A 21,554-nucleotide genomic window follows, 5' to 3' on the forward strand; every position below is an offset into this window, starting at 1 on the left:
TTTTGACATTCACTAAAAACTAAACACTCAAAACTCACAACTGGAGAATTTTGACTCAGAATTTTGTTGAACAGACACGTTAACACTTTTTAAACGGGTTTCATTACGTCTGATGCACAGATTCCGTATATTGTGAAATCGCTTCCAAATGAATTTATTAGGGAATAATTACTATGTCTGACGCAGTTACCAAAGACAAACCGACCACGAAAGCCGAAACAAACGGACAAGCTCCGCAGCAGAAATATCAGCCCACCCACAGTGTGCGTTTTGTGACGGCTGCCAGCCTTTTTGATGGGCACGATGCCAGCATCAACATCATGAGGAGGATTTTGCAGGCGACCGGGGCAGAGGTGATTCACCTTGGGCACAACCGTTCGGTAAATGAGATCGTGCGCTGCGCCATCCAGGAGGATGCCCAGGGGATTGCGATCAGCTCCTACCAGGGCGGACACGTGGAGTACTTTAAGTATATGGTAGATCTGCTGAAGGAATACGGAGGCGAGCATATTAAGATTTTTGGCGGCGGCGGCGGTGTGATTGTTCCGCGTGAGATTGAGGAGCTACATGACTATGGGGTAAAACGCATCTTTTCCGTGGAAGATGGCAGCAAGATGGGCCTCCAGGGGATGATCAACTTTATGATGGAGGAGTGTGATTTTGATACCAACACGATCCGCAAAGCCGATCCTTCGAAGATATCAGTGAAAAACCACGTCGAGATCGCCCGGTCGATATCGGCACTGGAAAATGGCAATAAGGATGTTCTGACGTTTGATGATGAGATCCTGAAGTCGGGCGGTAAAACGGTGCTTGATGGCACAAAAATGAGCTCCATTCCGCTGATCGGGATCACCGGCACAGGCGGAGCGGGTAAGAGCTCACTGACCGATGAACTGATCCGCCGATTTCTCACCGAGTTTGAAGATCTGACGATCGGTGTGATCTCCATCGATCCGTCGAAAGTGCGGACCGGCGGTGCGCTGCTGGGTGACCGCATCCGGATGAACAGTATCGATACCGAGCGGGTATTTATGCGAAGCATGGCCACCCGGGCATCCAACAAGTCGATCAGCGAAGCGATTAAAGGCGCGATCGCTGTTTATAAAGCGGCAGGGTTTGATTTGATTCTTGTGGAGACGAGCGGGATCGGTCAGAGCGGCAGCGAAATCACCGAAATCACCGACATTCCGATTTACGTGATGACCCACGAATACGGTGCGGCCACCCAGCTGGAGAAGATCAACATGCTGGACCTTGCCGAGATTGTTGTGCTGAATAAATTTGAGAAAAAAGGATCGCTCGACGCCCTTCGGGATATCCGTAAACAGATGCAGCGCAACCGGGGCGACTGGCATATCGATCCGAAAAAGATGCCGGCATACCCAACCATCGCGGCGCAGTTTAACGATGAGGGCGTTCACCGCTTATTCAAAGCGCTGGTGGACAAAATTAACGATCACTACTCGATAGGCTGGGAGACAAAACTGTATCAAAACGCTAAACCGGCCGAAGATCTGCATACACAGGCGATCATTCCGGGCAGGCGTCAGCGTTATCTGTCCGAAATTTCTGAAACAATTGAGGGCTACCACGAGTGGGCGGAACAGCAGGTGGAGGTCGCCTCGAAGCTCGACCAGGTGGAAGGGACACTGCAACAGCTCGAAAACTGGAACCCGGAAGAGAAGCCGGTCATTGGCGAGAAGCTATCCGAGATGAAGGAGCATTGGATTGAGCGTTTGGATCCGCTGCCGAAAGGAATTCTGGATGGCTGGGATGAGCTGTATGAACGGTACCAGCAGGATCAGTTTGAGGTGAAAATCCGTGACAGAGTGTTCAAAAACGATTTATACCGCGAATCGCTCAGCGGCACAAAAGTACCGCGCATTTCGCTACCCAAAACCAAAAACAGCGGCGACAAACTGCGGTTTGCACTGAAAGAGAATCTGCCCGGCTACTTTCCCTTCACGGCAGGCGTATTTCCGTTTAAACGCGAAGGGGAGGATCCCACCCGGATGTTTGCGGGAGAGGGCACGCCCGAACGGACCAATAAACGGTTTCACTACGTAAGTGAAGGACTTCCCGCCGCGCGCCTTTCCACAGCGTTTGATTCGGTGACGCTCTACGGTGAGGATCCCGATATACGTCCGGATATCTACGGAAAAATCGGGAACTCGGGTGTGAGCATCTGTACGCTCGACGACATGAAAAAACTCTACTCCGGATTTGAACTTACCTCGCCGACAACTTCTGTCTCGATGACGATCAACGGTCCCGCACCGATGATCCTGGCGATGTTTATGAACACGGCGATCGACCAGGAGGTGGAGCGCTACCTGAAGGAGAACGGTAAATGGGATGAGGCGAAGAAGAAAATCAAGGACATTTTTGACAAGAAAAGCCTGCCGCAGCCGGAGTATGGCCTCGATCTGCCCGCCACGAACAACGGCTTTGGCCTGAGCACGCTGGGAATCAGCGGCGACCAGCTGGTGGACAAGGAGACGTACGAAAAGATTAAATCGGATGCCATTAAAGTGGTCCGCGGAACGGTTCAGGCCGATATACTGAAAGAGGATCAGGCGCAAAACACATGCATCTTTTCCACCGAATTTGCCCTGAAGATGATGGGTGACGTTCAGAGCTACTTCACGGAACACGGTGTTCGGAACTACTACTCCGTGTCGATTTCCGGCTACCACATTGCTGAGGCGGGAGCCAATCCTGTTACGCAGGCGGCTTTCACGCTGGCCAACGGCTTTACCTACGTGGAGTACTACCTCTCGCGCGGACTCGATATCGACGATTTTGCCCACAACCTCTCTTTCTTTTTCAGTAACGGCCTCGATCCCGAATACGCGGTGATCGGCCGTGTGGCGCGACGCATCTGGGCGATTGCTATGAAGCACAAATATAGCGCCAATGAGCGGTCACAGAAGCTGAAATACCATATCCAGACCAGCGGACGATCGCTGCACGCGCAGGAGATCCAGTTCAACGACATTCGTACCACTCTGCAGGCGCTGATGGCTGTCTACGACAACTGCAACTCACTGCATACCAACGCCTACGATGAGGCGATTACCACACCTACGGAAGAGTCGGTCCGCCGTGCACTGGCGATCCAGATGATCATCAACAAAGAAATGGGATTGACCAAAAACGAGAATCCTCTGCAAGGCTCGTTCATCATCGAAGATCTGACTGACCTTGTGGAAGAAGCGATCCTGGCCGAGTTCGACCGCATTACAGATCGCGGAGGCGTTCTGGGCGCGATGGAGAGCATGTACCAGCGCGGAAAGATCCAGGAGGAGAGCCTGTACTACGAATCCAAAAAACACAGCGGTGAACTCCCGATCATCGGCGTAAACACCTTCCTGAACGACAAGAAATCAGAAGAGGACGATAAAGAGATCGAGCTGATCCGCTCCACCGAAGAAGAGAAAAAGCAGCAGATCGACAACCTGGAGCGATTCCAGAAAATCAACACCGACAAATCTGACGAAGCCCTCAAACGCCTCAAAAAAACAGCCCGCGAAGACGGCAACCTCTTCGAAGAGCTGATGGAGACGGTAAAAGTGGCCTCGCTGGGTCAGATTTCCCGTGCGTTGTATGAGGTAGGTGGTCAGTACCGACGGAATATGTAAAGTGAGTCTCCCCACCGAGGTATCGGCACCAGGTGTGGCTCGAGGGGAGTGCCGAAGCGGCAGCGTAGGCGAGGGGTGTTCATTGGTGTATCGGTTATTTGTTTTTGGGAATGAGCCGACATGGTATTTCTCAAGAACAAAACTCTGGCAAACTTCGAATCGAAAATAGAGATGACATCCCTTGATCTGGCATGAAACCCTCAGAAATACCATGTCTCTTCCTATTTCGATCCCAAATCTCCCCAGCAAAGCATCGGCATTTAGTGTGGCTCGAGGGGTGTTCATGGGGGGGGTACCAATAGATCCGTAATGCCTTTCTAAGACATTGCGGATCTGATGTAAAGACATGCCAAGATCTCGCTCCTCAAACAAATTGCCCTCACACCTTATCCGATCCGGTTTGCAACTCCTGTAAACTTTTATCTGCGACAAGACAAAAACGAGTCGGAATATTACAGGATAACACTTTTCCCACTGTTTGCGGTAGTGGGGGAGAAAAAGTATTATTAGCGCGAAGCAGATTTTAGTAGACTGCGGGGAAATATATGTTAGGCTGCCGAAGCGACAAAGAAAACTTAAATCAGATGATAGGAACAATCCACGTAGTATTCGCGATAGCAGCATTGCTCATAGGAGCGGTAGTAGCCTTTCGACCGAAAGGCGGCCGTAGGCATCGGATACTTGGCTATTTTTACGTCATCTTTCTACTTTCAGTGAACGTCAGTGCGCTTTCGGTCTACGAAGAGGCGGTCGGCATGGGGCCATTCCATATTCTTGCAGTAATTAGTCTCGTCACGCTTATCAGCGGATTCATTCCGGCCTTCCTGCGTCGCCCAGTATCTTCGTGGCTTGATCTTCATGCCTATTTTATTAGCTGGTCATATGTAGGATTGGTGGCAGCAGGTATAGCACAGATCGTGACAATGAGTTCTAGCCTGCCAGCACAGTTTACAGTGGGACTGCCATCCATTTTGGTTGTATTAATTGGAGGCGTACTCATCCACACACGGGTTCCAAAAATTCTTGCAGGTCTTGGCTCGGGCAGGCGTCAGCCTAACAAAGTGCATTAACTGGGGACGCGGACGAGGCTTCGGTTTCCGAGGTTGATTGTTTTAAATTTTTAATCGTTTATTTACTCATAATCTCCGCGCCCGTTATGCGTTGGGACGTTATGTAGCAAAACTTTAAAAGCCAGTGTGGATTCAATCAAGCAACAAACTCCAAAACTCAGATCAAGAGTATGTGAACTTTTTATACAATCATGAAAAGTTTTATATAATGGATAACCATCTTTGTGCCGCCTGGTGTTGGTTGCAAAAAATTAAGAAGACCAAAGGTATAAACCTTTTTCATGTTGACAGGCATTATGATTGTTTATTATTCTCTAAATTTATGAATTCATAGGTTGTAGAAAAGGGTATAAACTTGCAATCTCTTAGCTTCCAAGATTATCGTAATCTAACAACGCAAAATGGTAACCCAAGTAAGCTTTTTCGCTTTGATAATTATATTGGAAACCTATTAATACCATTCCCACAGATTTATCATTTAGCCTATTTTGCAACACATAAAGATGATAGTGACTGTATCAATATCAAAATTTATGAGCCATCAATAATTGAAATGAATACAAATATTCATCATTGGATAAAGTCACCTCATTGGATTTTAAATATTGATATAGATTACTTTTTTACGGAGGATTCAAATGGAAATATATACCAATTTGTTTCCGATGCTTATATACAAGAATTTTTAAAAAATATTGACTCATGTCTTGATCATATTGATGTAGTTACAATAGCGATGAGTCCAAATTTTTGTGGAGGATGGGAGAATAGTTATAGGATTCTGAAACTCATCACAAAATATTTCAATCTGGATTTTCGTCTAAAATCACTAGAGTAAATAGTTATAATTAATGACTAAAAATCCGTTAAAAGTAATTTATACTATCATTTCCATCCCTTTAGGGCTAATAGGACTAATTAGTTTGTCGCAGAATATCTTTCTGTGGAAACAATTTTTTGTAGATTTTGCAGCCATTTATGATGCAATTGTTTATCCAGTATTTAGACTAATACCAATTGATCTTCATGATCGCTTAAAGGACTACTTCTTTGTTGGCATACTTTGCGGTTTTTCTTTTATAATGGCTTTAGATTATGGAAATAAAAATGAATTATTTAAATCACATGGCAACATTAAGGCTGTCAAAGCCTTCTATTTTTTCTTATATCTATTCTTTTGGCCATTAGGTCTTACTATTAGTATTGCACAGTCAATTGGTTTTGCACAAAATCATGCAGAGCGGAAAATAAAGATTATGTTTTTTTATTGGTTGTTATCAATTTTGCTAATCTTCATTGTTATAGTTGTAATTAATTATCAACTGTAGTGATTATTCTTCAACAATATTTTCCCAAAATAATAAGTAAAAAACATTAACAATCTAATAAACCAGCTACATAACAAGTTAAGGCATGGAACGAAGCCTGCCGAGTTCCATGCCTTAACTTGTTATAATGCTTTCTCCAACCTTCTGTATTTAAGCACAAATTTTGGTATATTTAGAGTATGAATTCAGCTACTAATAAGAAGAATATCGACACCATTTCCCGCGAAGCTATGAAGTCACAAAGAGCTTCATTTCGTATTGAAGGGATGAATATATCAAAGAAGAGAGCTGATCAAATTCGACGAGAAGTGGTCCGGGAGTTTCAAAACGGTTCTACTTCTTCAAACTCCTGAATAGCCTGGTCATCGGTTCATAGTTTTTATCTGCTGCTGCCTGAACCGCTGCAATATATTCCGGCATACTTTTCTCGGAAATCATTTCAAAATTGAATCGCTCAAATCCCCTCTTTAAAGCTATAAGATCTCCAAAAAGTCTCGCTGTACGTCCATTCCCATCTCGAAACGGGTGAATGAAAAGTAGTTCAGCATGAAGTGGCGCAGCGAGTTCAATTAGTTCTTCATAATTTTCAAATGAATCTGGTAGTGGCTTCAGGAACTCTTTTTCAAATTCCTCGACGGCAGCAGGTAGAAATCTGGCAGCGGGGAACATGAATCCACCTTTGGACAAATTAACTTGTCGCAACTCTCCTGCAAATTTATATAAATGACTGAATGCTGTTTTGTGAATAGATGAAATAAACTTCCAGTTAAATTGGTTTATATGATCCAGTTCCGATTCGAACTTGATTTCAGCTCTAAGAAATCCCCGGTATTCTTCTTCGGCGATTTTCCCGGGATCTTCTAATCCGAGCTTATTCGGCAGTATTTCATCTTCAGATTCAGGTGTGTGGTATTTCATAGTTCAATTATACTATGGTATCGGGTGAATCGCATTATAACAAGGTATTTCAAGCGGATTTTGCGGCCCATCGACTTAATTAAACCATTGCCCTTGTAGTAGTTCATATATTTTACCACTTTATTTATTTAAACGGTAAAACCGCTTAGCCTCCAAACCGTTATGTTTACAAAAATATCTGGTATCCAGGATGAAGCTAAAAAATAATAAACTCCTTATTAGCCTTTTAATTACGGCTGTTTTTATTACTCTGTTCGCAATTCCCTGGAAAACGGGGAAAGATGAAGTCTACTATCTATGCGGTAATTTCTCGGCTGGTGAAATGAAATCAAATGTAATCAGGCAACTGGAAACAGCTAACCTGTCCAGATATACACACAAAATTGATGTAAACGGATCAGTTATTGTGTTCAGTAGTCGGCTCTTTTTTGTTACGAATCAATGTTTTATCAAATTAGATTCAAGTGAAAAAGTTGTGCTTGCGAGCTATAAGTAAACCTAACAATCGGTTACGGCGAACTCGAACACGGCTTGGACCTTTAATTATTAATTACTCGGCTCGCCGCTTAATCGCCAGGCCGTTATACGGCTTAAAATAAACTTCAGTAAAGAGATTGGAGTGTAACATGAAACAATATATTGACGGATTTGTACTCCCGGTTCCACGAATTCACCTGAACGAATACAAGGGTGTGGCTGAAAAAGTAGCTGAAATTTGGAAAGAATATGGTGCAATTGCTTATTTCGAGTATGTCGGAGAAGATTTAGAATTGGAAGGAACACGTTCTTTCATTGAAGTAATGGATTTGAAAGAAGATGAAGCAATTGTATTTGGATGGGTTTTGTTTCCTTCGAAAGAGACTCGTGATTTAGCAAACGAACAAGTTCCCAACGACCCAAGGATGGCAGAATTAGTCGCACCGTTGACCGACCCTAAAAGATTAATTTTTGATGCCGAACGAATGGTGTATGGAGGCTACCGGTCGTTCGTTTAATCATCCAAATCATCCAGTCAGAGCGCGTATAACATCTTTAAAATGGACCTTGTCAAGGATATTATAGTTTTCCCGCATAAATTTACAAATAGGTCTTAATGATTAAGTTCAATAAAATGAAAAGAATATTATCATATGTTTAGGCTCTCACAGTATCTTTCTATTTTGGATTCTCATTTAGCGAAATAGTTACCAATCAAACCGATATACAAACAGATATGAATCGAGTGACAGGAGTGGGGGGAATATTTTTTAAGAGTGAAGATCCTGAAAAAATTAAACAATGGTATAAGAAGCATTTAGGACTTCAAACTGATCAATGGGGTACAAATTTTGAATGGAGACAAGCAGAAGACAGTACTAAAAAGGGATTTACTCAATGGAGCCCATTTAGTGAGACCACTTCTTATTTTGAACCTTCACAAAAGGATTTCATGATCAATTATCGAGTTCAAAATCTTGAGTGGTTAGTTGATCAACTCGAAGAAGAAGGAGTGAAAGTATTGGATGAAATTGAGACTCATGAGTACGGTAAGTTTGTTCACATTTTAGATCCGGAAGGTAATAAGATTGAGTTATGGGAACCATACGATGAAGAATATGACAAAATTGTTGAAGGTCGGACAAAATAGTTTTGTGAACATGAGCGCAATGTCGTTATTAGCATATAAGTTTTTTAAAAATTTACCTATGAGTATAGAATAATGTTTGCTGTTCGTGAATCAGGCTGGGGGGTAATTAGCATATTTTTGCTGCTTCAAGCTATTCTAATTGTAGTCTTAGTTCATTACTCTCCACAGATTTTTATTCCGATTGCGCAAAAGACGCAGTGGATCCTTCATCCGGATTTGTTATTTGCCGCTACTCTATTTCTGATTGTTATAGTTGGTATTTTATTTGTTTACGGGCGGTTGAAACCAGTTGATATCGGTTTACATTTTCCTCAAATACCGGTTGCACTCTTGATTACAGCCGGATTATGGGTAATTACCCAAACATCATTGATTCTTACCTCTTTGATTGTCACAGGTACGGTGGAGACACACTCTGACTGGAGTCAACCAGGAGTTATTGCTAACCTGGGCTTTTTTGCAGCCATGCTGCTGGGTATGGCTACGTATGAGGAGGTTGCATTCCGCGGATATCTTTTTCCCCAGCTATATAAGAAATTCGGAGGTTCACACAACCTGCGTTTGCTCTATGCTGCTGTTGTTTCATCATTTCTATTTGCAATCGTACATATTCCAACTCGAATAATTAATGCTCAGATGTCGGTAGATGAGCTGTTTGTACAAATGGCAATTCTGACCGTAGCTGGTCTTATTGGCGTTGCGCTGTATGTTCGAACCCAAAACCTGTTTGTAGTTATTGGGATACATGCCTTGATAAATGCTCCTTTGCCACTTGTGCATTCACCCGTGTCACCTTTTATTATTACATCGGTGTTATCCGGGATTCTGTGGATTATATGGCCATATTTACAAATTAAAACTCCTTCCAAATTTACATAGTTTTAAAGCCTATGCCCCATTTCAGATTTTAATGCGCATTCATTAAATTACAGATACGCATTCACTTAAATCTTCTGTTATGAGCAAAAAAACACTCAATCTCACCATCGAAGAAAGCATCAAAGTGCGGGCCAAGCGGATTGCGAAAAGTCGCGGAATCAGTGTCTCGCAGTTAGTTGAACAGGCAATCATCCGCGAGGAAGATCCGGAGGAGTTTACGCCAGAACCGGGAAGCGGAGTTGAACAGTTAATGAATGCTATACCCGAATCTCAGAAACTGGATAACTACAATTACAAAAAGTTGAAATTAGAAGCCCTTAGAAAGAAATATGACCTCTAATAGAGTTCTGATTGATACAGATATATGCATTGATGCAATTCAAAAAAGGAAGCCTTTTGACGTTCAGGCACAGATAATTTTTGATTATTCTGAGAAAGGTATCATAGAGGGTTTCGTGGCAGCACATAGTTTCGATACGATATTTTACATTCTTAGTCAGACAGCATCTCAACAAAATGTGTATCAGGCTATTAATGGACTTCGAAGAACCGTTGATATTGCAAATGTGTCAAGAGAAGTAATCGATCAGGCTCTCAAAATAAAATGGCCCGACTTTGAAGATGCTATCCACTACCAGGCAGCACTTGCTGCGGGGTGTGATGCTTTGGTAACCCGGAATCCAGGCGATTTTAAAAGTGACGACCTGCCAGTGTTATCACCTCAACAATTTTTGTCTGAAATCAGAGAAAGTGAGGGCTGATAGGATATTTCTGTTACCTGGTGACATCTTCAGAGTAGTGAATGCTGTGGCACAACAAAATACCATCGCATAAATCCTTTGTCAGAGGGATATTCATGACGGTGAAAGAACCGCACCGAAGGATTTCAGGGAGACATTGCGGATCTGCTGGCCAAATCGCTTTTCTAACAACTACTCAAAACCATTACAGAATTGCATTTTTACCAGAGGAATAGTACACTTAACCGATTAAGTTGAAGCGAGAAAAATCAATATTCTACCGATCCTTCTACCATTATAATGAACTATGCATTCACACCGTCAATCGGTTCCCAAAATTGTGAATTGAATAAAAATAAAACAGCAGCCTTAAGAATATTACTATAAAAAGTTAACCACATGAATACCCTCAAAAATCATGTTCTTTCGATCTTCATTTTTTACTTTGCAATTACTTTATTTTTCCTGACTGGAAGCAATTCAGATGGTGGCCATAAATCTGTTGACCAGGAGAACAGTATCGATCGTCATGCACTTGTCACCCGTCATAACCCCGTGCTGACTGAAATAAATCGATTATCGCCTCTCTCGGTGGGTAACGGCGAATTTGCCTTTACGGCGGATATCACCGGGTTGCAGACCTTTACCGATTTTTATAACCGGGATGAAGACAACGTTCCCGCTCCCGGTCCTGATGGTTTTCTACAGCAAAGAGAGATTGAAGGGGCTTCTCCTCTTGCCACACAATCGCAATGGGGATGGCACAGTTTTCCGAATCCGGAAGGACATACCATGGCCGACGCCACCCGCATGTATGATTCCCATGGGCGTGATGTGCCCTACGCCAGCTTGCAAAACACACCTGCAGGGGACTGGCTTCGGGAAAATCCGCATCGCCTCAACCTTGCGCGGATCGGTTTTGAACTAAAAAAGAGTGATGGTACTGTTGTAGATATTGAAGAGGTCGAATCGGTCCGGCAAGAGCTGGACTTATGGAGCGGCACCCTTCACAGCCAATTTGAGGTGGAAGGAAACCCGGTTTCCGTAGAAACTCGTGTGCATCCTGACCATGATATGCTTGCGGTTACGGTCGATGCATCCTCACTTTCGCACGAACAGATCGGGGTGGTGATTGCATTTCCGTACGGCAGGGGACTTCATGCCGGGGACCCGTCCGACTGGTCGAAACCCGAACATCATACAACGAATTCCATCAGCAACGGAGATGACTACCGGGAGTGGCACCGTATTCTCGACGAGGATGAATATTTTGTAAAGCTGGCATGGGACGAGCGTGGTGATGTTGAGAAGCGGGCCGATCACGAGTATTTTCTTTCCTTTTCCGATACCGGAAACCCTCTCTCATTTACCGTTGCATTTTTGGAGGAACAAGTCACGGATGACCTGCCTGATGCCTATTCCACAAAAGAGACTGTTGAAGGGTGGTGGAATGATTTCTGGCTGAGAGGTGGCGCGATTGACCTGTCAGAGAGCAGCGACCCGAGGGCTCATGAGCTGGAAAGGCGAATCGTTCTTTCTCAATACCTGATGGCGATCCAGAGTTCTGGTTCTATGCCGCCACAGGAAACAGGGCTTACATATAATAGCTGGTTCGGTAAATTTCATCTTGAAATGCATTGGTGGCACGGCGTCCATTTTGCATTATGGGATCGCCTGGATATGCTCGAAAACAGCCTGGATTGGTATGATGAGATTATGCCCGTTGCCCGTGCAGCTACTGAACTGCAAGGATACGAGGGGATACGATGGCCCAAAATGGTAAGTCCGGACGGCCGTGATTCACCATCCGGTGTGGGAGTTTTCCTGGTATGGCAGCAGCCTCATCCTATCTATTACGCTGAACTGGTACACCGGCAAAAACCCGGTCAGGAAACTTTAGAACGATTTCGGGATGTCGTCTTCGAAACCGCTGATTTCATGGCGAGCTACCCCAGCTGGGTTGAAGAAAAAGGAGAATATGTGCTTGGGCCGCCATTGATTCCCGCACAGGAAATCTTCCCGCCGGAGGAGACGTTTAACCCTGGTTTTGAACTTGCATACTGGAAATTTGGACTGGAAACCGCACAGCAATGGCGTGAAAGACTGGGATTGGAAAGAGATCCCGAATGGGACAGGGTTCTGGAAAACCTCTCCCCACTGCCGGAGAAGGACGGTTTATATGTAAATACTGAGTCGCATCCCAATACCTTTACCGATGCGAACGAGCGACGAGATCATCCCACCTTACTGGGTTCGTGTGGATTTTTACCCTGCAATGGGGTTGACAGGGAGAAGATGAGAAGAACCCTGCACGAGGTGATGGATTCCTGGAACTGGGATCACACCTGGGGCTGGGATTACCCCCTTGTTGCGATGACGGCGGCCCGGGTGGGGGAACCAGACATTGCTATCGACGCATTGATGATGGATGTTCAAAAAAACACGTATCTGCCCAATGGCCATAACTACCAGGATACAAGACTCACCCTATACCTTCCCGGCAATGGCGGAGTACTTACGGCTGTTGCCATGATGGCCGGCGGATGGGATGGCGCACCGGATATGGATGCTCCCGGGTTTCCACAGGATGGGAGCTGGGTAGTAAGGCACGAGGGGTTGATCACAATGCCGTAGTAAACAGAAATTTCTGTCGGCGGGTAGCAGAATCAGCAAAAAATGCAAAAGCTGGTAGCTCAGATGCATAAGAAATAGTAATCTCATCAAAAAAAAGCAGTTCTGCTATCAACAGAACTGCTTTCGGATACTACGAATTATAAATGCAGTGATGTACATTTATAGTCTTGATTATTGGGGTTCCACTACTGTATTGGCATCAAAAATAGCTGCTGTTTGAGCTAAAACCCGGCCATTGAGTGAGGCGCCGGTATTCAGTGTGATGCCTGTCATCGAAAGGATGATACCCTCAAAATGCGAGGTTGTGCCTATCGTTGCTTCTCCCGCTACCTGCCAGAAGATATTTTTGGCTTGTGCACCGCCGCTTAGGGTAATGGTAACATCTGAACTCATGGTGATATTTTCGGCGATCTGCAAAATCCAGACATCATTTTCATCACCTGAAAACGTTACATCTTCAGTAACCAGAACGGTGTTGCTCCATTTGTACAGGCCGGGTGAAAGTGTTCTGCCGCCAATTTCACCGGTGTAGAGTTCGACAAAATCGGGTGCTGTTCGTCCAGCGGCATCGTCGTACGCAGTGGTCATATTTTCAACGGCTGTTGTTAAGTTTGCAGGTGTTGGGTCCGTCATATCAGCGGCGTAAATTCTTCCGGTAACCTGGTCAGATGTTGAATACCCTGTTGCTGATGTCTGTGAAAAGCCTGTAATAAAGCTTTCGGCCATTGGACTTAATCCCAAATCGCCTGTAAAAGCGGATGTCGTGTTATTATTTATAGCCGATTTTGCCAGAACAACATAATTTCCGGCTGTTCCGAGATCTACAGCTTCCAGCTGGTCACTGCTGCCTCCGGTTGTGAAACTCCACGAATTATCATTGGCAAGCGCAACACCTTCGAGACTTCTGGCATCGGCTGATACAGTTACGGTGTAATCAGTTTGGGCAGCCAAAACATTTTCAGAAGTAAACGTGGCCGTAGTACCGGAATAGTCTACACTTCCGCTAACGGGTGTCGATCCTTCCTGAAGTCTAATGGTTGAGTTGTTAATCGTTGACGGATCCATTGCCTGATCGAAGGTGATTTCCACAACCTTGTTTCGCTCAATATTATTTTCATCATTCATCGGACTGGTAGAGTAAATAACAGGTGCATCGGGATCGATATCAGGATCTGTACTATTATCACTGCACCCAATCATAAATGAGGTTAAAAAAAGTGACGCCATCAGTATGGCACTAAAAAATGTATTTGCTTTCATAAGAATGGGATTGCCTGATTTGTCAGGTTTTTGTGATATGATTAACACACCAACAAGATATCTCATCAGGCTGCAATAAGTGTTACAAGAGGGTGTGCCTGAGGTTGCATGTATCACTGAATCTGACCGATATAGCTGACTTAGTGATTTTACAGCAGTTACAGGTGGCCGACACAAAACTGCCAGGACTCTTGAAGGAAGCTGAAAGACTCGGCTGTCTGCAAAATCCATTTCCCCTATTCGAAAGCGTGTTTTTTCTTACGTCGGGAATTGGACAAATTTTTTTCTGTAACTACATGTGTGTGCACGCAATAAGGATTCAGTAGAGGCAAATAAAAAACAAGAAAAATAAATAATTTTAGTTATTTCTTTAAATCCTTTGCTATTGATGAGTTGTATCATGAGGTTATCTTATGTACAACTTTATAATTTAGCATGAAAAAAATACTCTTTTTTTGGAAAGAATTAGGAGCAACTTTCTGGTTTCTTCCGGTTTTAATTATCGGCTTTTCAATTCTGTTGTCTTTTCTCCTTGTTTATGTAGATAGCTTCATAACGATTCCAAGAGAAGGGTGGACTCGTTTCTTTTTAGTAGAAAGCCCTGATTCAGCACGCAGCATCTTATCGACTATATCCAGTGCAATGATGGGTGTAGCCGGGACTGTTTTTTCCATTACACTGGTTGTTTTAACGCTCGCATCTTCACAATTTGGTCCGAGGCTCATCAAGAACTTCATGTATGTCCGGCTCAATCAGGTAGTACTGGGTTTATATATTTCAACATTTCTCTACTGCCTGCTTGTATTAAACTCAATAACAGACAGTGATGGTTTCACCTTCATACCTTCCCTATCTATTCTTGTGGCCATTTTTGTCACCATAATAAATATTGTTTTACTCATCATTTTTATCCACCGAATCGCCGTAAGCATTCAGGCTGATAAAGTGGTTTCTGATATTTCAGAATATATGTTTGAACAAGCCGAAACACTGTTCCCTGAAAAATTAGGGGAGGAAGAAGTTAATGAAGACCATGTGTCTGCTTCTTCTGCAGTTTCAGGTTATTTGAAACAGGCTCCTGTAATTTCACCAAAAAGCGGATATCTTCAGTATGTGGATGGTGAAGCTTTGATACAAACCCTGTCCAGGCAGGATGCACTCGTAGAATTGTACTACAGGCCCGGAAAGCATATTGTTGAAGGTGAGGAAATTGGATTGCTCTTTTCGAATGGAGTATGGGAAAAGAAAGATTTTGATAAGATTTTTAAACCATTTGTAATTGGGAATACAAAAACTTCTCAACAAGACCTGGAATTCTCTATCCAGCAGCTGGTCGAAATAGCGGCGCGAGCACTGTCTACCGGAGTAAATGACCCATATACAGCTATGGTCTGCATTGATAACCTTACGTCGATTATGTGCTATTTAGCGCAAGCAAAATTCCCTTCAAAATATCGGTTTGATGATGAGGGAAATCTCAGAATTATTGCTGACACATTCAACTTTGAGGGTGTTTTAGATTCTGCTTTCAACCAAATACGCCAGTTCTCAGGGGGAAGTCCTGCAGTTATTATAAGGATGATGGAAGCATTGACAATCATTAATGAATTTACAATTAAGGAGAGTCACAAAAGAGCTGTACTTAAACATGTTGTAATGGTTTTAAGTAGTGGCAAGGATAACTTTGAAGAGAAGAATGACCTTAATGATCTGTCTGATAAAGCGGTGAAGATTTTCAAAAAATAAAGGACCAACAGTGTCATTTTATTGATGCCGATACGTGTATAGCAGTTGGTGATCACCGGATATATTCGCTTTGCCTGGTGAATTGTATAACCTGGCAGAGTAAAATTTAGCCCTTAACTCCATCATTTCAATTACAACATCTCAATGATTCTTAATACAGAGATACGTGAATCATGTAACAGCTTCCATAACTGTGTAACGCTTAATTTCAGCAATAATCATATTTTATAGGAGGTCTGAGCTCCAGATGAATCCCTCCTTAGATTTTATCATTGGGTAATAGAATTTTGAATTACTGAAACCCTAAAAAACAGATATGACAATCAGAGAAAAATTAGAAAAGTTAGCTACCGAAAAAAACGAACCATGCGTTACCATTTCACTGAACACATTCCGAACTCACCCCGATAATGCTAACGATTCAGCTCAGTTACGAAATCTTTTAAAGGAGGCTGAAAAACGGGTAATCAGCGAATTTGGCAAAAGGCCGGTGTCGTCACTATTGGAGCGACTTTCAGAAGTAGAAGATGAAATAGATATAAATTATAACCTGGACAGTTTACATATCTACATATCCAACGATACAAAAGAGATCATCAAATCGGCCTGGCCCGTTAAAGAGAATGGCGTATATATTTCAGATACATTTAACATTCTCTCTTTGATGAAATCGTATATAAGAAGTGAAGAGTATTTTATTCTCTTGCTCTCTCAGGGGGGCGTTAATCTCTACAACGCAATCAATGACGGCATTATTGATGAAGTAAAAAATGATGATTTTCCGTTTTCTGAAACCAGTTACACCAATACAAATTCAGAAAGAGTCAGCGATTCAAAACGCCTTGACGATTTGGTTCGCGAGTTTTTAAATACGGTTGATAAGGCTGTTGTAAAAATGCACAGCGCAACGGGCCTGAACTGTGTTGTAATTTGCACGGAAGACAACTACAGCCGTCTGATGCAGGTTGCCGACAAGCCGTCAATATATATTGACTATGCAAGCATTGACTATAACGATACCGAAAAACATACGATTGCAGAACAAAGCTGGGAGATAGTAGAGGAATTACAAAAAAATCGTAGAACGGAGGCGATTGAAGAGATCAAAGAAGCTGTTGGACAAGATGCCGTTTTGACCGATCTCCAGGAGATATTTCAGGCATCCATTGATGGACGCGGCGACCTGTTAATTGTACACCAGGACTTTTCCCAACCCGTAATCATGACCGGTGAAAGAACGTTTGATTTGACAAAAGATATAAACCAGGAAGACGCCATAGACGATATTACAAGTAACATTGCCTGGTCAGTATTATCGAAAAGCGGCAGAGTGATTTTTACCGGGCAGGACGAAATCAAAGAGCTTGGAAAAATCGTTCTTAAAACGAGATACTAAACACTACTGTCGTTATTGGCGAACAGGTTGCTGAGAGATTGCCAATCCTGCAATAAATCCTAAAAAGAAAAAGGACGAGGGATAATCATACCAAAATTACACAAGAACTTATTACCACACCAATAATTCCAGCTTCAGGTGAGCTGGGCAAAAATATATTAACATGAACAAATCAAAATTTTCCGGACTAAAAGCAATTTACGTCAACTGTACTTTAAAAAAATCACCCCGGGTGAGTAATACCCGCGGGCTGGCGAATGTTTCGATATCTATTATGGAAAAAGAAGGCGTGGATGTGGAAACCATTCGACTGATTGATCATGTAGTTCCCCACGGCGAAGAAGCAGATATGACTGAACACGCGGAAGAAAAAGACGAATGGCCCGAATTATTTAAGCGTATTATCCAGGCAGATATTCTTGTGGTAGCCACACCGATATGGCTGGGGGAATTATCATCCGTGGCAAGAAAATTTATTGAGCGGCTGGATGCCATGAGTGAAAAGCAAAATGACAAGGGACAGACTATTTATTATGGAAAAGTGGGAGCCTGTATTGTTACCGGTAATGAAGATGGCATCAAAAACTGCGGAAAAGGCATCCTTTTTTCCCTTCAGCATATTGGCTATACCATCCCGCCCCAGGCCAGTACAGGATGGATTGGAAAAGCCGGCCCGGGTCCCAGCTACCTGGATGAAGAATCAGAATCCGCTGATCACGAGTTTACTAATAAGACAATCACGTTTCTTACGTACAACCTGATGCATCTGGCAAGTTATCTCAAAGAAAAAGACGGTTATCCCTCCTATGGAAATTCCGAAGAAAAATGGAATGAAGGTGAGCGCTGGAAATTTGAAAAGCCGGATCACTAATCTTAAGAACCTTTGCTCAACTCGGCTTAAAGAAATTTCTCAATAGCTGTACATGTTCATCAGCGGATTAAAATTGCTGATGGTGGTATAGGTGTAATTGCATTAGACGTTAAGGGAATTTTTGACAACTTTTTTTAGAGATAGAAAAATTTACTACAAATTCTCTTTATGGAACCAATTGCATGTATGTATATGACTTGCATATCCTGCAACAGGGAGGTTCAAGAAGCAATATATAATTCTGAATTCCTCCCGAATCTTCTAACGATGACTATCCTTGTAATCCCAATAACGGTTTCCAGATCCGGATAATCGTTTGTACTGGCCGGAAAATGATTTTATTAAGTCCGTTTCTGCTTACAATTATCCGTTTCTGTGAAGAAAAAAGCCTCCTATATCATGTCATTAAAATCTGAATCGAAAAGTCTTCATTTCTACTGTCGCATTGCTATGGGATTGCTTGCGCTGGCAATGATTTTCTTTACTGTAGTCACTTTGTTTCGCAGCGACGCCTGGTGGGTACGAATTTTCGATTTTCCGCGCGTACAAATTGCGTTATTGATCATAATAGCGCTGGCAGGCTATGCGGTGCTGCGTATATACGGAGGATTGCGTTTTTGGGAATATGCTCTTGTTGGAGCAATGGGACTTGCGCTGATCTGGCAGCTCATTTCAATCGCTCCCTATACAATATTATATCCAAGGCAGATGTCGGACAGCCATGCTGAAGACGATTCAAACCGTATTTCAATTTTGATCTACAATGTACTCCACGATAATCGGGAAGTGGCAGCCCTTCGCGATCTTATTCGAGATACCGATCCTGACCTCCTTTTACTGAGCGAACCGACCCAGTGGTGGCTTGAACATCTTGATGGTTTGGAAGATGACTATCCTTACACGCTTTATCAGCCACAGGAAAATCATTATGGAAAGCTTCTTTACTCCAGGTTAGAGCTGATAGACCCGGAAGTCCGGTTTTTGATTGATCCGGGAGTTCCGTCGATTTTAACAGGGTTGCAGCTTCGGTCTGGAACAATTGTGACTCTCTATGGTGTGCATCCGCGCCCTCCCGGTCTAAAACGTCCTGAAGATCAGGAAGAAGGTGGTGGCAGAGAAGCCGGGGGAGAGGATGATGAAAATGGCGAGCGCGAAGATTCAGATATGAGGGATGCCGAGCTGCTGCTTATTGCCAGAGAAGTAGGTGAACTTGGGGACGTCCCGGTTATCGTGGCCGGTGATTTCAATGATGTGGCCTGGTCGCGCAGCACGCATCTTTTTCAGAGGACCAGTGGTTTGCTTGATCCACGGGTGGGTCGGGGCTTTATCAACACCTTTAATACCAGAAGCCGATTCATGCGCTATCCGCTTGATCACGTTTTTGCATCCCGTCATTTCCGGCTCGTGGAACTGCGTCGTCTTCCCGATATCGGATCCGACCACTTTCCCATGCTCGTAGTCCTTGACTACGATCCCGGTGCCGATTCAGATGAAGAACCCCGTCCGGCCGCCGGTGATGAACAAGAGGCTGACGAGGCGATTGAAGAAGGGAAGAATGAGAACTGAAATATTTTAAAAGAACAGAATCATAGAATTTAGTGAAGAAACGATATTCTACAGCATTTCAATACTTATTTATTCGGCCTCAAAAGATCATCTCCTTCTTCAGGAGAACGTGACATTCGGGCCTGTTTCAAGATATCCTCATCATTACTTTCTAATTGTCCTTCTGTCTTCGTTATTACTTTTGAATCCTCTGCAACCTGTCCACTCACCGGTTTTTTCTTATCGGAAGTTGCACTCTTTCCTGGGGGTTGAATAGTTACTTCATCCAGGAATATTCTTTCTCTTGAATCATCAGGCATGGAAACTCCCTCAGCTAAATATGCATTTTTGATCTGCCTCAATACGGATGATTTTACCTTGAGTATATTATGCCTGCTTCCGTCCACCCAAACATAGAACTTCAAATTTATCGTGGATGAAGCCAGCTCATCAACTAAAACCCAGGGTTCAGGATCTTTTAAAACGGCGGGGTGAGCATCAAAAACTTTTGCGGCGAGTTCCTGTGCCGTAGCAACACTGGCATCATAACCAATACCAATAACAAATCTGATTCTCTGGTTTGGATTGCTTGTGAAATTGAGGATGCTGCTTTTGTAGACGGTGGAATTCGGGATTTGCATATGGTTGCCATCGAGGGTCATAAGTAAGGTAGCCCTAATGGTAAGTCGCTGGATAAACCCCATATTGTCATTGATCTCAACCAGATCCCCCGCATGAAAAGGATTTTGCACGCTCAGGAAAATACTGGCGAGGAAATTTTCCGTTATATCCCGGAATGCGATCCCCAAAACTATACCTAATAAACCTGTACCTCCCAGTATCGTGAGGGCAACATTGGTTAAATCGGCAACATGAAAAACGATATAGATACCCAGGATAAAAACAGCAATGGCAATGCCCCGAGCGGCAATATCCTGTAAAAGGTCGTTCATCTGACGATTCCTTAAATATGCCCGGGCACCTTTAGCTACCAGCATGGATATCCCCCAGAAAATAACCAGCACCACGATTCCGAAAATCAGGAATGGAACCGCGCTCATAATATTTCGCCATAATTCCTGCAGGCCGGTAAAAGCGGGCTCATAATCCCATATATCCGGGTCCCGGACCTCAATTCTGTTTACAACAGCGGTTACATCCTGTGTATTCCGGGCCAAATCTCCTGCCCAACGTTTATGATCGCCGGTTTCTGTGGATCCGCTTAGAAAAACAACACCATCATTAACTTCAACCTGCGGATTTTCAAACCATTCAGTTGCAGTTAAAATGCCGGCAAGCCGATCCCGTATCTGGGAGTCCTGTGCCAATGGAGCAACATCAACACGTTCGGGAGCGGCAGTTTCATCCGCTTCAGTCGATTCTGTCTGGGTTTGACCCTGCGCAAACACGCTGAACGGTACGAGAAATAGCAGGAGAAGCAGTATAAATAAGAAATGATCTTTTTTCTGCATACAGGTCTCTTAATTACGTCAATATCATTTGTTTAGAATTGCTTTTTATGCATCAGAAATATGGCTAACAAATTGCTTAATCACAATTTGTATGTTCGTTTGCGGGGTGGGCGCCACTTGTTGTTGATTTTTTTAATCATAAGTGGGTTAATTTCCCGACCCTCTGGGGAGGAAAGGATAAAAGTCCGGGGCTGTCCAAAAAGAGCATCATCCCGTATCTGAAACAAAAATTAAAGTGTTCACGATTTTAAATTAGCACTTATGGGGCCGGGGATGGGGTAAGAAGCCCGAATGCTCGATTATAGTACACCTGAAAAGATGTTTTATTGATCGAAATTTTTACGATTGAAAAGTATCGAACTCAGTAAATGAACTTTACAATACTTTTTCGCTTATTCGAAGAAAATCAGGACTAATGGCAGAT

Annotated in this window: 18 protein-coding genes and 1 pseudogene; 16 read left to right on the forward strand and 3 right to left on the reverse strand. The window is 43.4% G+C overall.

Translation table 11 applies throughout. The annotated features are described in order from the left end of the window. Positions 1 to 173: 173 nt before the first annotated feature. The 6 genes and pseudogenes from DYD21_RS04775 to DYD21_RS04790 all read left to right on the forward strand — a co-directional run bounded on the left by DYD21_RS04775 (position 174) and on the right by DYD21_RS04790 (position 6,042). Positions 174 to 3,644 carry a methylmalonyl-CoA mutase family protein gene (locus DYD21_RS04775; protein WP_116033507.1) on the forward strand — a complete coding sequence of 1,157 codons (3,471 nt, stop codon included), beginning with the start codon at positions 174 to 176 and terminating at the stop codon, positions 3,642 to 3,644. Positions 3,645 to 4,228: 584 nt separating this feature from the next. Next, positions 4,229 to 4,552: pseudogene (locus DYD21_RS21460) on the forward strand (DUF2306 domain-containing protein); the annotation flags it as partial. A 15-nt stretch (positions 4,553 to 4,567) separates the two neighbouring features. Beyond that, positions 4,568 to 4,714, forward strand: coding sequence for a hypothetical protein (locus DYD21_RS21290; RefSeq protein ID WP_233505478.1), 147 nt, complete (start codon positions 4,568 to 4,570; stop codon positions 4,712 to 4,714). Positions 4,715 to 4,922: 208 nt separating this feature from the next. Further along, positions 4,923 to 5,048 carry a hypothetical protein gene (locus DYD21_RS21465; RefSeq protein WP_370051354.1) on the forward strand — a complete coding sequence of 42 codons (126 nt, stop codon included), beginning with the start codon at positions 4,923 to 4,925 and terminating at the stop codon, positions 5,046 to 5,048. A 21-nt stretch (positions 5,049 to 5,069) separates the two neighbouring features. Further along, the gene (locus DYD21_RS04785) at positions 5,070 to 5,552 is read left to right on the forward strand and encodes a hypothetical protein (RefSeq protein ID WP_116033512.1); all 483 of its coding nucleotides are present in this window, start codon (positions 5,070 to 5,072) and stop codon (positions 5,550 to 5,552) included. A gap of 13 nt (positions 5,553 to 5,565) precedes the next feature. Next, a complete protein-coding gene (locus DYD21_RS04790; RefSeq protein ID WP_116033515.1) occupies positions 5,566 to 6,042 on the forward strand; it encodes a hypothetical protein in 477 nt (158 codons plus the stop codon). Between the two features lie 333 nt (positions 6,043 to 6,375). Here the strand turns inward: DYD21_RS04790 and DYD21_RS04795 are convergent, their stop codons facing one another. Continuing rightward, the gene (locus tag DYD21_RS04795; RefSeq protein WP_116033518.1) at positions 6,376 to 6,960 is read right to left on the reverse strand and encodes a Fic family protein; all 585 of its coding nucleotides are present in this window, start codon (positions 6,958 to 6,960) and stop codon (positions 6,376 to 6,378) included. Positions 6,961 to 7,586: 626 nt separating this feature from the next. Between DYD21_RS04795 and DYD21_RS04805 the strand changes: the two genes are divergently transcribed. From DYD21_RS04805 to DYD21_RS04830, 6 genes are all read left to right on the forward strand, one after another. Further along, a complete protein-coding gene (locus DYD21_RS04805; protein ID WP_116033523.1) occupies positions 7,587 to 7,955 on the forward strand; it encodes a DUF1428 domain-containing protein in 369 nt (122 codons plus the stop codon). Between the two features lie 218 nt (positions 7,956 to 8,173). Further along, complete coding sequence (locus DYD21_RS04810) at positions 8,174 to 8,587, forward strand: VOC family protein (RefSeq protein WP_116033525.1); 414 nt, start codon at positions 8,174 to 8,176, stop codon at positions 8,585 to 8,587. 72 nt (positions 8,588 to 8,659) lie between these two features. Further along, positions 8,660 to 9,466: a CPBP family intramembrane glutamic endopeptidase gene (locus DYD21_RS04815; RefSeq protein ID WP_116033528.1), complete on the forward strand. Its 807-nt coding sequence runs from the start codon at positions 8,660 to 8,662 to the stop codon at positions 9,464 to 9,466. Positions 9,467 to 9,545: 79 nt separating this feature from the next. Then, entirely contained in the window at positions 9,546 to 9,806 is a 261-nt protein-coding gene (locus DYD21_RS04820; protein ID WP_116033530.1) for a DUF6364 family protein, read from the forward strand. Next, positions 9,796 to 10,227 (forward strand): PIN domain-containing protein, encoded by a 432-nt coding sequence (locus tag DYD21_RS04825; protein WP_116033533.1) that lies wholly within the window; start codon positions 9,796 to 9,798, stop codon positions 10,225 to 10,227. The genes DYD21_RS04820 and DYD21_RS04825 overlap by 11 nt, the downstream gene beginning before the upstream one ends. 378 nt (positions 10,228 to 10,605) lie before the next feature. Beyond that, positions 10,606 to 12,840 carry a hypothetical protein gene (locus DYD21_RS04830; RefSeq protein WP_199535462.1) on the forward strand — a complete coding sequence of 745 codons (2,235 nt, stop codon included), beginning with the start codon at positions 10,606 to 10,608 and terminating at the stop codon, positions 12,838 to 12,840. Positions 12,841 to 13,011: 171 nt separating this feature from the next. Here the strand turns inward: DYD21_RS04830 and DYD21_RS04835 are convergent, their stop codons facing one another. Then, a complete protein-coding gene (locus DYD21_RS04835) occupies positions 13,012 to 14,100 on the reverse strand; it encodes an ice-binding family protein (RefSeq protein WP_199535463.1) in 1,089 nt (362 codons plus the stop codon). Between the two features lie 435 nt (positions 14,101 to 14,535). Between DYD21_RS04835 and DYD21_RS04840 the strand changes: the two genes are divergently transcribed. From DYD21_RS04840 to DYD21_RS04855, 4 genes are all read left to right on the forward strand, one after another. Next, the gene (locus DYD21_RS04840) at positions 14,536 to 15,846 is read left to right on the forward strand and encodes a DUF2254 domain-containing protein (RefSeq protein WP_116033535.1); all 1,311 of its coding nucleotides are present in this window, start codon (positions 14,536 to 14,538) and stop codon (positions 15,844 to 15,846) included. A 316-nt stretch (positions 15,847 to 16,162) separates the two neighbouring features. Beyond that, complete coding sequence (locus DYD21_RS04845) at positions 16,163 to 17,242, forward strand: hypothetical protein (RefSeq protein ID WP_116033538.1); 1,080 nt, start codon at positions 16,163 to 16,165, stop codon at positions 17,240 to 17,242. A 163-nt stretch (positions 17,243 to 17,405) separates the two neighbouring features. Further along, entirely contained in the window at positions 17,406 to 18,113 is a 708-nt protein-coding gene (locus DYD21_RS04850; RefSeq protein WP_116033540.1) for a flavodoxin family protein, read from the forward strand. A gap of 399 nt (positions 18,114 to 18,512) precedes the next feature. Continuing rightward, on the forward strand, positions 18,513 to 19,679 hold the full coding sequence (locus DYD21_RS04855; RefSeq protein ID WP_116033543.1) for an endonuclease/exonuclease/phosphatase family protein: 1,167 nt from the start codon (positions 18,513 to 18,515) through the stop codon (positions 19,677 to 19,679). A gap of 65 nt (positions 19,680 to 19,744) precedes the next feature. Here the strand turns inward: DYD21_RS04855 and DYD21_RS04860 are convergent, their stop codons facing one another. Then, positions 19,745 to 21,130: a mechanosensitive ion channel family protein gene (locus DYD21_RS04860; RefSeq protein WP_116033546.1), complete on the reverse strand. Its 1,386-nt coding sequence runs from the start codon at positions 21,128 to 21,130 to the stop codon at positions 19,745 to 19,747. Between the last annotated feature and the right edge of the window lie 424 nt (positions 21,131 to 21,554).

The sequence above is a fragment of the Rhodohalobacter sp. SW132 genome (genome assembly GCF_003390325.1).
GTDB lineage: Bacteria > Bacteroidota > Rhodothermia > Balneolales > Balneolaceae > SW132.

Coding starts and splice junctions, on each gene's coding strand:
- DYD21_RS04775 (WP_116033507.1), top strand. CDS start 174: ATGTCTGACGCAGTTACCAAAGACAAACCGACCACGAAAGCCGAAACA.
- DYD21_RS21290 (WP_233505478.1), top strand. CDS start 4,568: ATGAGTTCTAGCCTGCCAGCACAGTTTACAGTGGGACTGCCATCCATT.
- DYD21_RS21465 (WP_370051354.1), top strand. CDS start 4,923: ATGGATAACCATCTTTGTGCCGCCTGGTGTTGGTTGCAAAAAATTAAG.
- DYD21_RS04790 (WP_116033515.1), top strand. CDS start 5,566: ATGACTAAAAATCCGTTAAAAGTAATTTATACTATCATTTCCATCCCT.
- DYD21_RS04795 (WP_116033518.1), bottom strand. CDS start 6,960: ATGAAATACCACACACCTGAATCTGAAGATGAAATACTGCCGAATAAG.
- DYD21_RS04805 (WP_116033523.1), top strand. CDS start 7,587: ATGAAACAATATATTGACGGATTTGTACTCCCGGTTCCACGAATTCAC.
- DYD21_RS04810 (WP_116033525.1), top strand. CDS start 8,174: ATGAATCGAGTGACAGGAGTGGGGGGAATATTTTTTAAGAGTGAAGAT.
- DYD21_RS04815 (WP_116033528.1), top strand. CDS start 8,660: ATGTTTGCTGTTCGTGAATCAGGCTGGGGGGTAATTAGCATATTTTTG.
- DYD21_RS04820 (WP_116033530.1), top strand. CDS start 9,546: ATGAGCAAAAAAACACTCAATCTCACCATCGAAGAAAGCATCAAAGTG.
- DYD21_RS04825 (WP_116033533.1), top strand. CDS start 9,796: ATGACCTCTAATAGAGTTCTGATTGATACAGATATATGCATTGATGCA.
- DYD21_RS04830 (WP_199535462.1), top strand. CDS start 10,606: ATGAATACCCTCAAAAATCATGTTCTTTCGATCTTCATTTTTTACTTT.
- DYD21_RS04835 (WP_199535463.1), bottom strand. CDS start 14,100: ATGAAAGCAAATACATTTTTTAGTGCCATACTGATGGCGTCACTTTTT.
- DYD21_RS04840 (WP_116033535.1), top strand. CDS start 14,536: ATGAAAAAAATACTCTTTTTTTGGAAAGAATTAGGAGCAACTTTCTGG.
- DYD21_RS04845 (WP_116033538.1), top strand. CDS start 16,163: ATGACAATCAGAGAAAAATTAGAAAAGTTAGCTACCGAAAAAAACGAA.
- DYD21_RS04850 (WP_116033540.1), top strand. CDS start 17,406: ATGAACAAATCAAAATTTTCCGGACTAAAAGCAATTTACGTCAACTGT.
- DYD21_RS04855 (WP_116033543.1), top strand. CDS start 18,513: ATGTCATTAAAATCTGAATCGAAAAGTCTTCATTTCTACTGTCGCATT.
- DYD21_RS04860 (WP_116033546.1), bottom strand. CDS start 21,130: ATGCAGAAAAAAGATCATTTCTTATTTATACTGCTTCTCCTGCTATTT.